The 14,345-nt window shown below is 50.9% G+C and carries 12 protein-coding genes; 7 read left to right on the forward strand and 5 right to left on the reverse strand.

The window, feature by feature from the left end; genetic code table 11:
* Positions 1-137: 137 nt before the first annotated feature.
* Positions 138-1,721 carry an extracellular solute-binding protein gene (locus M3223_RS01835; RefSeq protein ID WP_251558363.1) on the reverse strand — a complete coding sequence of 528 codons (1,584 nt, stop codon included), beginning with the start codon at positions 1,719-1,721 and terminating at the stop codon, positions 138-140.
* Between the two features lie 278 nt (positions 1,722-1,999).
* Here M3223_RS01835 and M3223_RS01840 point away from each other — a divergent pair, with 278 nt between their 5' ends.
* The 4 genes from M3223_RS01840 to M3223_RS01855 all read left to right on the forward strand — a co-directional run bounded on the left by M3223_RS01840 (position 2,000) and on the right by M3223_RS01855 (position 6,080).
* Positions 2,000-3,100 carry a GerAB/ArcD/ProY family transporter gene (locus M3223_RS01840; protein WP_251558365.1) on the forward strand — a complete coding sequence of 367 codons (1,101 nt, stop codon included), beginning with the start codon at positions 2,000-2,002 and terminating at the stop codon, positions 3,098-3,100.
* Positions 3,087-4,538, forward strand: coding sequence for a spore germination protein (locus M3223_RS01845; protein ID WP_251558367.1), 1,452 nt, complete (start codon positions 3,087-3,089; stop codon positions 4,536-4,538). Before M3223_RS01840 ends, M3223_RS01845 begins: the two co-directional genes overlap by 14 nt.
* Positions 4,535-5,686 (forward strand): Ger(x)C family spore germination protein, encoded by a 1,152-nt coding sequence (locus M3223_RS01850; protein WP_251558369.1) that lies wholly within the window; start codon positions 4,535-4,537, stop codon positions 5,684-5,686. Before M3223_RS01845 ends, M3223_RS01850 begins: the two co-directional genes overlap by 4 nt.
* Before the next feature lie 157 nt (positions 5,687-5,843).
* Positions 5,844-6,080 (forward strand): translation initiation factor 2, encoded by a 237-nt coding sequence (locus M3223_RS01855; protein WP_251558371.1) that lies wholly within the window; start codon positions 5,844-5,846, stop codon positions 6,078-6,080.
* A 14-nt stretch (positions 6,081-6,094) separates the two neighbouring features.
* Here the strand turns inward: M3223_RS01855 and M3223_RS01860 are convergent, their stop codons facing one another.
* Complete coding sequence (locus tag M3223_RS01860) at positions 6,095-6,682, reverse strand: TetR/AcrR family transcriptional regulator (RefSeq protein ID WP_251558373.1); 588 nt, start codon at positions 6,680-6,682, stop codon at positions 6,095-6,097.
* A gap of 121 nt (positions 6,683-6,803) precedes the next feature.
* On the opposite strand from M3223_RS01860, the gene M3223_RS01865 reads away from it, so the two are divergent.
* Positions 6,804-7,376: an HXXEE domain-containing protein gene (locus M3223_RS01865; protein ID WP_251558375.1), complete on the forward strand. Its 573-nt coding sequence runs from the start codon at positions 6,804-6,806 to the stop codon at positions 7,374-7,376.
* A gap of 159 nt (positions 7,377-7,535) precedes the next feature.
* Here M3223_RS01865 and M3223_RS01870 read toward each other — a convergent pair whose 3' ends face one another.
* Positions 7,536-8,060: a hypothetical protein gene (locus tag M3223_RS01870; protein WP_251558378.1), complete on the reverse strand. Its 525-nt coding sequence runs from the start codon at positions 8,058-8,060 to the stop codon at positions 7,536-7,538.
* Positions 8,057-9,310 (reverse strand): DNA polymerase IV, encoded by a 1,254-nt coding sequence (locus tag M3223_RS01875; RefSeq protein ID WP_251558380.1) that lies wholly within the window; start codon positions 9,308-9,310, stop codon positions 8,057-8,059. The genes M3223_RS01870 and M3223_RS01875 overlap by 4 nt, the downstream gene beginning before the upstream one ends.
* A 331-nt stretch (positions 9,311-9,641) precedes the next feature.
* Between M3223_RS01875 and M3223_RS01880 the strand changes: the two genes are divergently transcribed.
* Positions 9,642-10,196, forward strand: coding sequence for a hypothetical protein (locus M3223_RS01880; protein WP_251558382.1), 555 nt, complete (start codon positions 9,642-9,644; stop codon positions 10,194-10,196).
* Positions 10,197-10,785: 589 nt separating this feature from the next.
* A complete protein-coding gene (locus M3223_RS01885; protein WP_251558384.1) occupies positions 10,786-12,909 on the forward strand; it encodes an RICIN domain-containing protein in 2,124 nt (707 codons plus the stop codon).
* On the opposite strand, the gene M3223_RS01890 is transcribed toward M3223_RS01885, so the two are convergent.
* Complete coding sequence (locus M3223_RS01890) at positions 12,906-14,189, reverse strand: adenylosuccinate synthase (protein ID WP_251558386.1); 1,284 nt, start codon at positions 14,187-14,189, stop codon at positions 12,906-12,908. The genes M3223_RS01885 and M3223_RS01890 overlap by 4 nt on opposite strands.
* Between the last annotated feature and the right edge of the window lie 156 nt (positions 14,190-14,345).

Genomic DNA, 14,345 nt, shown 5'->3' on the forward strand with positions numbered 1-14,345 from the left:
TTTGGGCGATTGCCCTCTAAGAATTTAGCATATTTGTTAATAGGACCAACATGTGGTAAGCGCTTTAATTTACATGTATTTTTTGACTAAAAACGGCCAGACTCCGCTTGCGCAGTGTCCGGCCGATTCTAGTTGTGTTAACGGCCTTCCGCCGCCGCTTGTTTGTTCGTTTCTTCAACCAGCTTTGTGCCGCCTTTTTTCAGCCATTCTTCTTTAAACTTCGCGAAGTCGGCCGGCACATCTTTGGATTTGACGATCATGTCGACAACTTGTTGGTTCACATAGTCGCCTAGTTCGCCGACCATGCCAGGATCCAGCGCGTCTTCGGGAATCGCCATGAACTCCAGCGGGTCCGGGACGGCGAAATCGCCGGTCGATTTTGCCGCAGCAATAATATCTTCGCGGTTTGCCAGGCTATCCGGCAGGAAGTCCGTATTCCAGGATACGAGCGATTTCAAGAGAAAGCCCTTATCCTTGTCTACCGCATCCTTATCTGGAACTTTTTTACCGTCCACGACTTTATAGTGCACGCCCTCAATTCCGTTCAGCATCAAATCCTGGCCCTCTTCGGACAACAGGTAGTTCATCAGCTCTAACACCTTTTGCTTCTTCTCGTCGGAAATGCCGGCATTAATCGACGTTTGCAGCCAGAAGCTGCTGGAGCCGTCCATCCGCTGCTGGCCGTTTACTCCCTTCAGCGTACCTACCCAAGTGAAGATTGACTTTGGATCCTTGTCAGGAAACGCTTTTTTGAATTTATTGGTAATATCTGTATAAAAAGTAGAGTTCAAATTATTAACAATAATGCCGACTTTTCCGGTAATGAACTTTTCGAGCTTCTGCTCATCGGTGTTCAGCATAAAGTCCGGATCAAGAATTTTCTCTTTGTACATTTTGTTCAGGAGTCCAATGCCCTGCTCCATTCCCGGCGAAATAACTTCCGGCTCAAACTTGCCGTCAGCCGTCTTTTGGAAGCGGCCTGTGCTGGCGTCGAACGCGTTAAATATCGGATATTGCCACCATACGCCGCCGGAGCTGGACGTGTAGCCATACGTATCCTTTTTGCCGTTGCCGTCCGGATCGTTTTCCGTAAACGCTTTAGCTACCTCATAGAACTCGTCGATCGTCGTCGGCACCTTCAGATTCAACTTATCCAGCCAGTCCTTGCGGATGAGGATGTTATGCCCGTTTTCGGAGTTTTTGCTGCTGCCCGGGTTGCCGATCGGAAGTCCATAGTGCTTGCCGTCGGTCGACTTGGCTAACACCTCGAAGTTGGCTAACACCTTGCCAATGTTCGGATATTGCGATGTGTAGTCGGACAGATTCAGAATAAGTCCTTCCTTGATCCATTGATGGTACTGAATCGGTTTGCCGATTCCATTGGAGATGAACACATCCGGCATTTCCCCGGAGGCAATCATGACGTTGAGCTTTTCCTCCCAATCGTTCCAGGAAGCGTTGATTGGCTTGACCTTGATGTTCAGTTTCTCCTGCAATCGTTTGTAAATAGCGGATTCAGGCGAATCTACTCCTTCAAAATCCCATCTGAATACCGACAGCTCAACCGGAGCAGCCGGTTTGTCCGACCCTCCTCCGTTGTTCTCAGCCGAAGTATTCGCCGGTCCTTCTCCGTTATTGCCGCCGGAGCAGCCGGCGATTACGCCAGCGAGCAGCGGCACAACGGCCATAGAAGCGATCCATTTCTTTTTTGTTCGATTCATATCTGTTCAGCTCTCCTTATGATTAATTTCCCGAATTAAGCCTGTTCCGTGGCGGCGCTCCCTGTTGTAGGTCTACTGTGCCACAGGTCTGAACAGGGTTATATGTAGTGAGTCCAGAAGCTTGGTTGTGGTTTTTTACGATTTTTTGAATGTAAGGAAATGGACTGTATTCGGATTGGAATTCCGGTCGAACCCTCTCATGATTCAATATCCAATCTCTGCATATTGAGGGGCGAAATCACAAATACTGAATGGACGATTGGAGGTGGACTTATCCGGTGTTTTCAAAAAAATTGACCTTTCTGCAAGTCTCGCTGCTCATCCTCTGCGTGACGGCGACCTCAGACGACTCCATCATCATTCCTCTGGTGCTTAAGACGGCTGAGAGAGATGCCTGGATCAGCGTTCTGCTGGCTACTGTTCCGGGAGCAATCGTGCTGTTTGCCTGTATGCACATTATGAAGACGACTCGCAACGAGCCGCTGCTGTCATGGACGAAGCGCCATTTCGGGAGCTTGGCCGCATTCTTAATTGCCGTTACGTTTATCGCGTATTTGGGTGCAACCTCGTTTATTGTTCTCAAGGATACAACTCATTGGGTTGATGCGACGTTTCTCCCTGAAACGCCGCCAAGCGTAATTGCCGCCGCATTGATTTTATTATGCGGATTTGCAGGTTACGCGGGCATATGGTCGATCGCGGTATGTGCGGGCATGTTGTATCCCTTCATCATCCTGCTTGACATTTTTGCCACGGCCGCCAACAGCCAATTCAAACACTATCAATATATACTCCCGGTGCTGCAGCATGGTTTTGGACCGGCCACCCATGGACTCATATACACAGCGGCAGGAATTGCGGAGCTGTTTCTCTTGCTGCTGCTCCGGCAGCATATGAGCGGAAACGGGCGTATTCTCCCGTGGATGGCGCTGCTATTCGTCTCTATTGTGACTTTGCTGAATCCGGTGCTTGACTCGATTGCCGTATTTAGCCCTATCGAAGCAGAGGAGCTTCGTTACCCTGCCTTCGAGCTCTGGGGTCTCCTAACGCTTGGCAAAGATATCGCCCATTTGGATTTCCTATCCATCTTCCAATGGCTCGGCGGCTCATTCATTCGCATTTCCGTCAGTTTTTACTTGATCGTCGAGCTTCTTCAGATCAAAAAGAATAACGTCCGAAAATACGCCTTCGCCGGGCTTACCGTTCTAATCTGGGCAATCGTATTGTGGCCGATTACCGATTCTTCGTTCGAATGGTTTCTCCGCAGGTTCTATTACCCCATATCATTGGCGTGGATTGCCGCCATCCTTGCGACGTTATGGGTATTCTCTGTGATCATCCGCGCAAAAGAAAGGAGACAAACAAATGCCTCCCGCTAACGATACATCGTCGATTGAACAGGAGTTGCGCGCGATATTTGAAGGCAGCTCCGACGTAATCTTCGACCGTACCCGCCTGCTTGACGGAGAAGACGCCTGGGGAGTGCTGTTGATTCATTGCGAAGGATTAACCGATGCCAAACAAATCGATCAGGGGATTATGCCTCAGCTAAGCCGAATGACGGCTAAACAAGTTCAAGCCGGCGAGATCGGCAACCTCTCCTTTCAGACGCTGGCGTACGATAAAGACGCCATCGTCGAGGGCGTATTTTCGGGGAGGCTGGTCCTGCTGTTTGACGGCTTCCAAGAGTTGTATGCCATCAATATTTCAAATCCGCCACAGCGGAATACGGAGGAATCTAATACCGAAGTATCCGTCAAGGGCCCGCGGGACGGCTTTACCGAATCATTAATTACCAACGTGGCGCTCGTTCGCAAACGTCTCAAAACGGCGGACTTGCGCTGCGAACCCTTCGTCATCGGGCGCAAAAGCCGGACAAAAGTTGCTCTGCTGTATTTAAACGATGTCATTAATCCTTCCATTCTTGATATTGCCCGAAAAAGAATGAGTGGAATCGACATCGACGCGCTGGTCAGCAGCGAGGAGCTCATTGAATATATCGCTGATTCTCCGTTCCGATTATTTCCGCTTGTCGATTACATCGGCCGCCCCGACTTTGCGGTGGCAGCGTTGTTGTTGGGGCGGTTCATCGTCATCGTGGACGGGACGCCGATGGTGCTGATTGCCCCCGCCACGCTGTCCTCCCTGCTTAAGACGCCCGAGGACGTTCATGCGTCTTTTGTGCTGGTCATGACTGAATCATTTCTTCGGTACGTCGGATTGATGGTCAGCATCTTCCTGCCCGGTTTTTTTATCGCGCTTACCTGCTTTCAGCTGGACCAAATTCCGTTCTCCGCACTTGCAACGGTTATCAACGAGCGAAGAGGCATCCCGCTTTCTTCCCCGCTCGAAGGCTTTTTAATGCAAGTTTTATTCGAGCTGTTCAGGGAGGCTGGCATCCGGCTGCCTAAAGGCGTAGGCCAAACCGTGACGGTCGTCGGCGGCTTGTTTATCGGCCAGGCGGCGATTGAAGCCGGCTTGACCTCGCCCGCCATGCTTGTCGTAACGGCCTTATCGATGGTGGCCTCTTACACGCTGGTCAACCAATCATTAAGCGGGCTTGTAACGGTGCTTCGCATGTTCGTGCTTCTTTGCTCGTCCTTTCTGGGCATGTACGGCTTTTTCCTCGGCATGTTCGCCATTCTGCTCTATTTGTCCACGATGGAATCCTTCGGCGTGCCGTATTTGGCCCCGCTGTCTCCTCCCGTGTTCCAGGACATGCTGCGGGCGCTGTTCACAAAGCCGCGGGTACTGACGAAAACGAGGCCCGTCACTTACGGCTCGCCAAACCGCGTGCGAAAGGGGAGCCGAAAATGAACGTTTTCGCCCGGATAGCCTGCTTTCTTCTATGCTGCTCGGTGTTGTTGACGGGCTGCTGGGACATCAAGTCGGTGTCCGACTATAATTTCGTGACCGCTCTCGGTATTGATTACAAAAAAGGCCAATACATCGTGTATACGGAGTTGGTGGATTACGAGGTTGCCGGCAAGCATAATCTAGGCTCTGAGCAGCTCCGTCCGAATGTATGGGTAGGTAAAAGCGAAGGAAAGACGGTATATGAAGCGATGACCCGGCTGTACGACAGCGTGCAGCAATATATGTACTGGGACCATATTATGGCCATTGTCCTAAGCGACAGCGTAATGAAGCAGGATATCCATCGCGTGACGGACGCGATTGGCCGCTTCTCGCAAATCCGGTTCAACTCGTGGGTGTTTGGAACCCGGGAACCGATCGACAAGCTGTTCAAACAATCCACTTTTTTTAACGTTTCTCCTATTGCAACATTGCTCCATAATCCTGATGGGACTAACAACCAGCGGACCATTATACCTCCAATTCGGCTCTTGGACGTATACTCCAATCGGATGGAGCCGGGACAATCCAATTTGATTCCCAAAGTAAACATCACTAAGAATACATGGGAGGACACAGAAAAACCGCAGCCCACCCTTATTATGAGCGGCGCCTATGCTCTGAGAAAAGGGAGGATGGCGGTACGTTTTGAACAGAATCAGCTCGGCGGCATCCGGTGGTCCGATTCCGGAATGAAAAAATCGTTTTTGCGCCTGCATCAGGGCGATCAGCAGATTGGAATGATATCGCTGTTTAATTTGAAAAAAAAGATCAGCGTTGCCTCGGAAGGCAGTAATCCTACATTTACGATGTCTTTATCGTACAAGGGAATTGTTGAGGAAGTGTTGACGGATACGACGCTTCATGAAATTTTGGAGGAAACCGTGAAGACCGTCCGAAAGGAAATCCTGCAGACCTACCAAAACGGAGCTGCGGCCGGTACGGATCTGTACGGGCTGGAACAAGTGATGTACCGCAAGCATCCGAAGCTGTGGAAGCAGGCCACGAACGGAGGCCAAGTTCCCATGCAGCTCACCGACAAGACGCTTTCAAAAGTCGACGTTCACATCGACTTTATGCATGCCGGGGCTTCGGATTTGAAGCCGTAACGATATTTTGCTGCACGGACAATTGGCCATCCTTTGTCGAACAGAGACCGAGGATGGCCGTTTGTTTAAGCGCAACCTCCGTGTTGTCCCATCCATACTCACCTTAGTAGGCCAATGCACATATAATGGCACACACTGATTTGAAGGAGTGCGCCATATGAGTGATGAGAATCTTTTACGCGATATTGAAATTGCCAGGCTGGCTTTTATCGGGGCCTCCGTTGTCACTTTAGGTGACGGAATTTCTGTATTAGCCGCTTGGCTGGCATTAAACGCATTAGAACATGATTATACAAACAGCGATAATCGCCATAATGCAGATACAGAATCAGCGAAGGTACAACTTGAACATTATATAAACGAGTTAATTCAGATTCAAAAAATACTTAAATAATGCTCGGTTTCAGCTTACACTTGCAGCTTTAGATTAAGGGAAGCCTGCCATTGGGCCGTAACAAGATCTGCCAGTTCATCAGACGGCAGATCTTTTCCGTTTTTTATCCAATGCAGGAGCACATGCAGCGCCTCTCCGCTTCGCGCGGCAATGAAATAGTCATAACGTCCCCACAGCTCATCATCCGCGTAGGCCCGCAACATCACGATACTCTCTATAGTTCGAGACAAAGCTTCATGGATAAAGTCCGTTCGTTTTGCCTGAATCAGCCGTTGGATAACTATCGAATGGGTATCCCAAAACCGCAAGAACGGTTTGATGAATACCGTTTTATTCATAACGGTTTCGTCGCCATCGTTTTGCTCATAGTATTGAATCATAAACTTTTTTAATTGCTCAAACGTTTCATCGCAGTGAAGCCGCAGAATATCTTCAAGAGTATCGAAGTTGCGATAAAATGTAGCACGTCCCACCTGGGCCTTACTAACTAATTCAATTACAGAAATATCAATAAAATCTTTATGCAGCATTAAATCCCACAAAGCTGATTTCAGCCACTCAATGGATTGAATTGATCTCTTATCCTGCTTGATACGATACATAATGCCCCTCCCTGTCCCGAATATGGCTCAGGCATTTACGCACACTAAATTGATCCTGTACAATCTAGTTATACGAGACAATTGTCTCATATAATTTTGCGAACATCAAGGAGGGTATACGATGATATCCATTTTAGCCAGAAACCAGAATTGGGCCAAAGCTGCGCCGTGGTTGGGTCTTATAACAACTGTCCTGTTATTCACTTTTTTCCAGCCGTCGCAAGCTTTATTTTGGGCACTAATTAATATTCCGTTGTATTTGTTTCACCAGACAGAGGAGCACTATTGGCCCGGCGGCTTCAAAGATTACATGAATCGAGTGATGTATAAGCTTCCTCCGGGAGAAGAAAAGCTTACAGACGAAAAGGTTTTTTGGATTAACATTCTGTTCGTATGGGTTGCTTTTTCAATCTTTGGTTTGCTCAACATCGTTAGCCTTGGATTCGGACTGCTAATTATTATTTTTAGCATGATGAATTGTGCTAGCCATATTATGGATGCCATTCGACGGAAATGCTGGAATCCGGGTTTAGTAATGGCCAGCCTGCAAATTCTCATTTCTTTTTACGCTGCCTACTTTGTTACTTCCCATGGGCTCTCGCATCCCGTCGCATGGTGGATCGGTACAATACTGTTCTCGATTCTTATCCATGCTGTATTGTTCCGTTTTGTTATGGGAGTGAAGGCGAAATGAAGCCGTTCGAGAGGGCACAGCTGTGGACAAGCGTTAAGGGGTCGTGAAGTTCTCGTTGATTTCATTGCTAAAAGCGATTTATCGCTTCGTAAGTGAAAGGGTACAAGGTGATGAGGGATAAGAATCAAAATCTGGATCTTATCCTTCATCTGCTTATCCTCAGCGCTTCCGCAGCTCTGTGCTCCCCGCTTCACCGTCCCCCTTCGCCTTCCCCAAGGGATTGCTCTTGAGATAATCGTTCAGCTCCTCCATATAACGTGTCAGCCGCCAGCTGATCTCCGAGCGCATAACCTCCCGCGTCATGCCAAAATGCTCCTCGTACCCCCGGCAGTAATAACGATGATAGACGATTGAATTTGACTGCTCCTCCGCCACGATGCGGATATTGCGGTGTTTCAGCTCCCTGCGCAGATCGAACTGCTCGCTCACGACCCGGTCGAGCACCCGCTGGCCCGCCAGCAGGTAAATCCGCCTCAGCACATTGCCGGAATTCCGGAGCTCCGACAGGCTTTTCTCAACCACCTTCTCGATATGCGGCAGCAAAATATAATCCCGGATCATGACCCGCTCCTCCGCCGTCGTTACATTGGCTCCCCGGGCCGAATGCTTCTGGTCGTACTGCTCCACATGCTCGGTCAGCAGCATTTTGGACTTCCAGCGCTCGTTGCCGTCCAGCTTGCTCATTTGTAATGCCCCCCAATTTGTTCAGCCCGCTCGCGCGCCACGCCGGCGTCCAACAGCGAGGAAGCCCGCATAATAGCGTCCGAGCCGAACCGTTCCTTGATCCGGTCGATTGTTTTTTCCTTCTCGTAGGCGCGCGCCCGGTCCTCGAACAACGTCAGCTGCATCACGCTGTCATCTGTCAGGCCCGAAAGCGTCACGCTCAGGCGGCCGACCGGCAGGCCGCTCCAATGCCGGATGAACAGCTCCCGCACCGCTGCGGCGACTTCATGCGTCAGCGAGGTCGGCTGGGACAGCGTCAGCTGGCGGTTGAATCCCGACGCGCGCTCGCCGTCGGTTTCCATCGCAGCAACCGTAACGACGGAGCCCATAAAACCATGCCTGCGCATACGCTGGCATACTTCAATGACAAGCTCCAGCAGCACAACCTCGATATCGGACAGGCACCGGTACAGCCGCCAGCGCAGCGCCTTGCCATGACCGACCGATTTCAGCTGATGGCGGATGCCGGCGACGACCGGGCTGGGATCGATGCCGCGCGCCGTCTGCCAGTAATAACCGGCCTGGATGTCGCTTTGTTTGCCCATTTCCAGACGCATGCGCCGCTTAAAATCCGCAAAGTCCAGACGGGCGATATCGCCGATCGTATTCAGCCCCATCCGGTTGAAGTGCCGGGTCATGCGCGAGGCGACCATGAACATCTGATGGACGGGCAGCGTCCACAGCGTCGATTCCAGCTTGTCGGGACTCAGCTCGTAGATGCCCTCAGCGTTCTTTTTCGCGTAATTGTCGGTCGCCATCTTGGCCAAAATCTTCGTCGGACCGATGCCGATCCGCGACCATACGCCGGTAGACATCAAAATGTGATTCTGAATATCCTCGGCGATAGACAGCGTCGATCCGTAGAAGCGGGCCGAGCGGGTCACATCAAGAAACTGCTCGTCGATGCTGTAGGGCTCCACCTGATCCGTATAACGCTCAAAAATTTGAGTAATGAATAGAGAAAGCTCGATGTATCTGCCCATCCGGGGCCGAATGACTACCAGCTCCGGGCACTTGGCCAGCGCCTCGCCGACCCGCGATGCGGTCGTGACGCCCTTTGCCTTCGCCAGCGGGCAGGCCGCAAGCACGATGCCGCTCATCCGCGACGGATCACCCACCGCAACCGGCTTGTCATGATACTCGGGATGCGCCGACTTTTCCACCGAAGCGTAGAACGACTGACAGTCCGCCAGCATAATGACTCTCTCCACCGGGCACCTCCTTTGTACGCGATCAGGATTGGCTCACAACCGGAATCCGAATGTATGTTCGCTCTTCTTCTAAGCGTATTATATACCGAATGTATGTTCCCTATGCAAGGGGAAAAATAATACAGTTGTCCCGGAACGGGAACGCCAAATAAGCCTGCCGAGATGATTCGACAAGCTTGCGCAAATTTCCCTATGAAACGCAATCTATGATCCTGTAAGGACATCTGCCAGGTTCAAGAATCTACCTTCCGCAATAATATGTTCATAGAAATAGTATTCCGGATAGCGATGACTCAACTCTCGTCGCATCCTTAATTTGGAGGAATGGACAATGAACCCGATTAAACCCGCTTCAATCAGTAATGTTAAAGGATCAAGCTTAGGCATTATTCTCGTTTTGTTTATTTTGCTGGTCATCGTTACGCGTGTTTTTGCCCCTGCTTATCCGTACTACGCAAACGGCAATGTCGGCGGGAGCATCAACGGAAACGGAAACGGCAATGGCGACGGTTCCTCCGGTGTTCAGGGCACAAAAGGTTTCACCCTTGAAAACCGGATGGCACTAGGTTATTCGCTCGTGTTTATTGAAAAATTTTATAACGCTTATGACCCTACGCCGACTTATCCGATTGGAGTCAACAGCAACGCTCGCATTGAGGTGAGCAACACAATTTTAGGCACATCCTCCGGCGGAGCGTGGTACGATATTCATTTATGGGGCGAAAAAGTAGCCGAGCTTGGATTCACCATGGTTAATCGAGCCGGGACAGCTTTAGGGAAGAGCGAATTCAGTGGCATTACGATAGATGCCGATCCCGGTTACAGTTTTAATTACCAGACATCCACCCCTTCAAGAAACGACCAGTGGCTTCGCATAACTCTTTAGATTAGTGTAAGTAGATATTAAACTAAAAACCGATCGATACGCCGCTTCCAAAGGGCTTATCAATCGGTTTTTATGTTCCTATTCCAACATATCAAGAGCGGCTGGGCGCCGTCCAAATTGTCTCGGTCAAAATAGGCAAGTCCAAAGCTTGCCCGGAACGAATCAGCACGCGGAGCTAACGCAACTGAGCGTGCTTATTTGCCTTAAAATCCAACCTTTAGAAACGTAACGAAACTGAGACGCCTTATTAGGCCCCAAAACCCCAATTTCCTCGAAAAAAAGACCAAATAACGCCTCCCAGTTGCGTTAAAATCCCGCCGCCGCTCGCCCCCCGTCAAATGAACTGCATATTGGCTTTTTCGGTCCAGCTTCGCTGTTCATTTAATGCTTCGATGGCTGTGAACAGGCTCACGCTCAAGCGGCGGCCCAGCACCACCTCTATACGCTCAAGGTTATGGTGTTGCACCCTTTTTGCACCCGGCCCGATACAAGCCCTCACTCTTCCATGCTCATTGAATATACAGGATGTATAAGTCGTTTTTTTCTGCCTTCTGCCGATTCTCTTATTCCACATTAAAGGAGACTTGTGATGGCTTCCATCGTTCAGACCCTGATTAACAATGCGCTTGCCGCTCACCAAAGCGAGGTTATCATTCCGCCCGCAGTCTATCATCTCACGGACACAACCGTCATCAACGGGGCCCATAACTTTACCGTCATAGCCGATGGCTGCCATTTTATTATGACTAATTTCAACCGTGTGTTTAATATTAACAATTGCGTGAACCTGACGATTCAAGGAGTGACCATGAACTATGATCCGCTCCCCTTCACGCAAGGCGTAGTTATATTCAGCGATCCGGTGGCGCTTACAATTAAAGTCCAAATCGACCAGGGTTATCCTGTGCATGCGTACAGCGCCAGAATTATTATTTTCGACCCGTTTGTAATGAAGCAAAAAGAAGGGGTGAATTTATTTTCCGGGCATGTGTCCTTCGATCCGGTCCTTCCGAATACGCTGGTCATTACCGATGTCAGCACAGGAATCAGCGTCGGGGATTGGGCAACGCTGTCGACCAGCCCCGCCGTTCCGCACAGCATAGCCGTGACGGGCTGCACTTCTACCACTTGGCGGAACTGCACCCTTCATACGTCCACCGGATTCGGCTATATCGAAGGCTCCGGCAAATGCGGAACGGTTATGGATAACTTTCGGATTGTGCCGGGCCCCAAGCCGGCCGGCGCCATTGTCCCGCCTCTGCTTACCACCATTATTGACGCCATTCAATTTAATAATATAGAAGTAGGACCAACATTGGAAAACTGCGTGATTCAAAGCGCATCAGATGACTCCTTCAGCATTCAGACCCCGGCTTACATGGCCGTCCTGAACGCTTCAGGCACTTCAGAGTACATCGCCTTCAGATCAGATCCTCTTCCGCTTCCGGCCGGGGACACGCTTTGTCAGTTTTTCGCAGAGCCGTCCACAATCGTCAGCGCTACGCATGTGGCATACGGGAGCTTTCCGATAGATCCTGAAATTGAGGCGAAAATTGCCAGCGCCCAACAAGGGGACCCTTATGACATTAATAAAAACGCCATTTACCTGATTGAATTCTCCGCTGTTCCTGCTTTCGGCGTAGGAGATTTTGTCTTCAACCCCCGTTACTCCGGCAGCGGATTTATTTTCCGAAATAATACGATATACAGTCAGGGCCGGGGTATGCTGCTAAAAGCCAGTAACGGTCTAATCGAGAACAATATGTTTACGGCCGCCACCCAATCGATTGTGGTTACGCCGGAGGGGAATGCCAACACCCAATCGGGATGCTCTCAAAACCTGACGATCAGAGGGAATTACTTTCTTCGATCGGGCTACCATCATGTTAATTTTGACTCCAATCAAGCCGCGACGGTCTGTTTCGTAGCAGCCAACGTAACCGGTACAAAAGCGTTCAACAACATGTTAATTGAGGACAATATTTTTGATAGCATCAACGGGCTGAACCTGCAAATTCTGAACTGCGAGGACGTGCAAGTAAACAACAACAGCTTTCTCAACACACATCCCAACGTAAACAGCTTCCAGGGCGGAAGCAGCAACATCGATCAAACAACTAACGTATTTATCCGAAATTCCGACAGCGTATCTTTTCAAGGCAACGTGACCCGTCTTATGAATTCATACGGTTCCATTCCGAGCGTCATTTCGACCTTCGCGACCAATATTACCGGACTCCCCGGCGGGCTCACCCTTTTAAACAAAATCAATATCCCCATTGATCCAGCCAAAACGTACGCTATCATTAACCGCAACTCCAACAAGGCTCTGCAAACCGTCTCGAACGGTACGGCCGATGGAACAAAAGTAGATCAAAATACGTTTAACTCGGCTGCTGCGTCCCAGCATTGGAAGTTTATTCCGAATGGCTTTAACTTCAACATCCTGCATGTTGCCAGCGGCAAATTTCTGGACATTAACGGAGCTTCAATCTCATCCGGGGCGGATGCCGTAATCTTCACGGGTAATGGGAGCTTGAGCCAGCAGTGGGCGTTCGCTAACCAGGGAGGCGGTTTTTTCAAAATTAAAAACGTCAACAGCGGCCTCAATCTGAATATGCAAGGTAATGGCACAGCCAACGGAGTACTCGTCGTTCAGCTGCCGGACGGAGTATCGTTAGTTCAAAGCTTTCGCCTTATTGAGATACCTTAACGATGGCAAAAAATCGTCTGTCCGCGCTCCGGCCCGACCGAAACATACTGCACCGGCACGCCCAGCGCTTGTTCTACCAGCTCGACATAGGAACGCGCCTCGCGGGGCAGATCGGCCAGCGTCCGCGCGCGGGATATGTCGCATCGCCATCCGGGCAGATTGGTTAAGACCGGCTTGGCGCGCTGAAGCCGCCCGGTTACAGGGAATTCGTCTGTCCGCTCTCCATCAATCTCATACTGTACGCATACTGGAATCTCGTCCAAATATCCGAGCACATCCAAATTCGTAAGCGCGATGCCGGTCGCACCCTGCACCTGACAGCCGTAACGCGCCGCGGTCACATCAAACCAGCCCATGCGCCGCGGACGTCCCGTCGTCGCACCGTATTCTCCCCCGCTGCCTCCGCGCCTGCGCAGCTCCTCTGCTTCCGCATCATGCAGCTCACTCACAAACGGACCTGCGCCAACACAGCTGGAATACACCTTCACTACGGCCAGCACCTCCGTTATTTCGCGCGCAGGCACGCCAGCACCAACAGGAGCATAACCGGCCAGCGTAGACGAGGAGGTGGAAAAAGGATAGATGCCATGATCGGGGTCGCGCAGCGCGCCGAGCTGCCCCTCCGCCAAAATCCGTTCCCCGCGCCGCAGCGCATGCTGCAGCAGCGCTGTTGTATCCGCAAGAAACGGTGCGAGCCGCCGTCCCGTTTCCAGCAATTCCGCCGCCATACCGGAAAGATCCGGTGCAGGCTGGCCGTAAAGATGCTCCAGCAGCACCCGTTTCGGCTCCATGAGCCGCTCCAGACGCTCCGCAAGCCGTGTTTCATCCAGCAGCTCCGACACTTGAAGGCCGAGTTTGGCGTATTTATCCGCATAAAACGGCGCGATGCCCTTGCGCGTCGAACCAAAGCTTCGCCCGCCTAGACGTTCCTCCTCCAGCCGGTCCAGCAGCCGATGCACTGGCAGCACGAGCTGAGCGCGGTCCGAGATATACAGCTTCGGCTTCGGCACACCTCGCCGCTCCAGCTCATCCAGCTCCGCCAGCAGGCTGTCCGCGTCCAATGCCGCCCCCGGCCCGATCACGTTGCTTTTGCCCGGATGAAATACCCCGGAAGGCAGCATGTGCAGGGCAAATTTTCCGTATTCGTTCATGATGGTATGTCCAGCATTGCTGCCGCCCTGATATCGGACGATCCAATCCGCGTTTTCCGCGAGCAGATCGGTCATTTTCCCTTTCCCCTCGTCGCCCCACTGGGCTCCTACAATCGCCTGCACTCCCATATCCATTCTCCTTCTGGTTTATAGCTGGCTGCTGCAGCCGCCGCCAGTTCAGTTTAAAGGTGGAAAAGGAATACATAAAATTGATATTATTCATATGTGATATAAACAGAAATAATAGTTTGAGCATGAGCCCAAGGAAGAGGACTTATCATACAA

Source organism: Paenibacillus pasadenensis (assembly GCF_023715725.1).
Taxonomy (GTDB): Bacteria; Bacillota; Bacilli; order Paenibacillales; family Paenibacillaceae; genus Paenibacillus_O; species Paenibacillus_O pasadenensis_A.

What these genes read in the sequence shown, in the direction of transcription:
- M3223_RS01885 (WP_251558384.1), top strand. Translation starts at nt 10,786, where the DNA reads ATGGCTTCCATCGTTCAGACCCTGATTAACAATGCGCTTGCCGCTCAC.
- M3223_RS01860 (WP_251558373.1), bottom strand. Translation starts at nt 6,682, where the DNA reads ATGTATCGTATCAAGCAGGATAAGAGATCAATTCAATCCATTGAGTGG.
- M3223_RS01870 (WP_251558378.1), bottom strand. Translation starts at nt 8,060, where the DNA reads ATGAGCAAGCTGGACGGCAACGAGCGCTGGAAGTCCAAAATGCTGCTG.
- M3223_RS01865 (WP_251558375.1), top strand. Translation starts at nt 6,804, where the DNA reads ATGATATCCATTTTAGCCAGAAACCAGAATTGGGCCAAAGCTGCGCCG.
- M3223_RS01835 (WP_251558363.1), bottom strand. Translation starts at nt 1,721, where the DNA reads ATGAATCGAACAAAAAAGAAATGGATCGCTTCTATGGCCGTTGTGCCG.
- M3223_RS01845 (WP_251558367.1), top strand. Translation starts at nt 3,087, where the DNA reads ATGCCTCCCGCTAACGATACATCGTCGATTGAACAGGAGTTGCGCGCG.
- M3223_RS01855 (WP_251558371.1), top strand. Translation starts at nt 5,844, where the DNA reads ATGAGTGATGAGAATCTTTTACGCGATATTGAAATTGCCAGGCTGGCT.
- M3223_RS01880 (WP_251558382.1), top strand. Translation starts at nt 9,642, where the DNA reads ATGAACCCGATTAAACCCGCTTCAATCAGTAATGTTAAAGGATCAAGC.
- M3223_RS01850 (WP_251558369.1), top strand. Translation starts at nt 4,535, where the DNA reads ATGAACGTTTTCGCCCGGATAGCCTGCTTTCTTCTATGCTGCTCGGTG.
- M3223_RS01890 (WP_251558386.1), bottom strand. Translation starts at nt 14,189, where the DNA reads ATGGGAGTGCAGGCGATTGTAGGAGCCCAGTGGGGCGACGAGGGGAAA.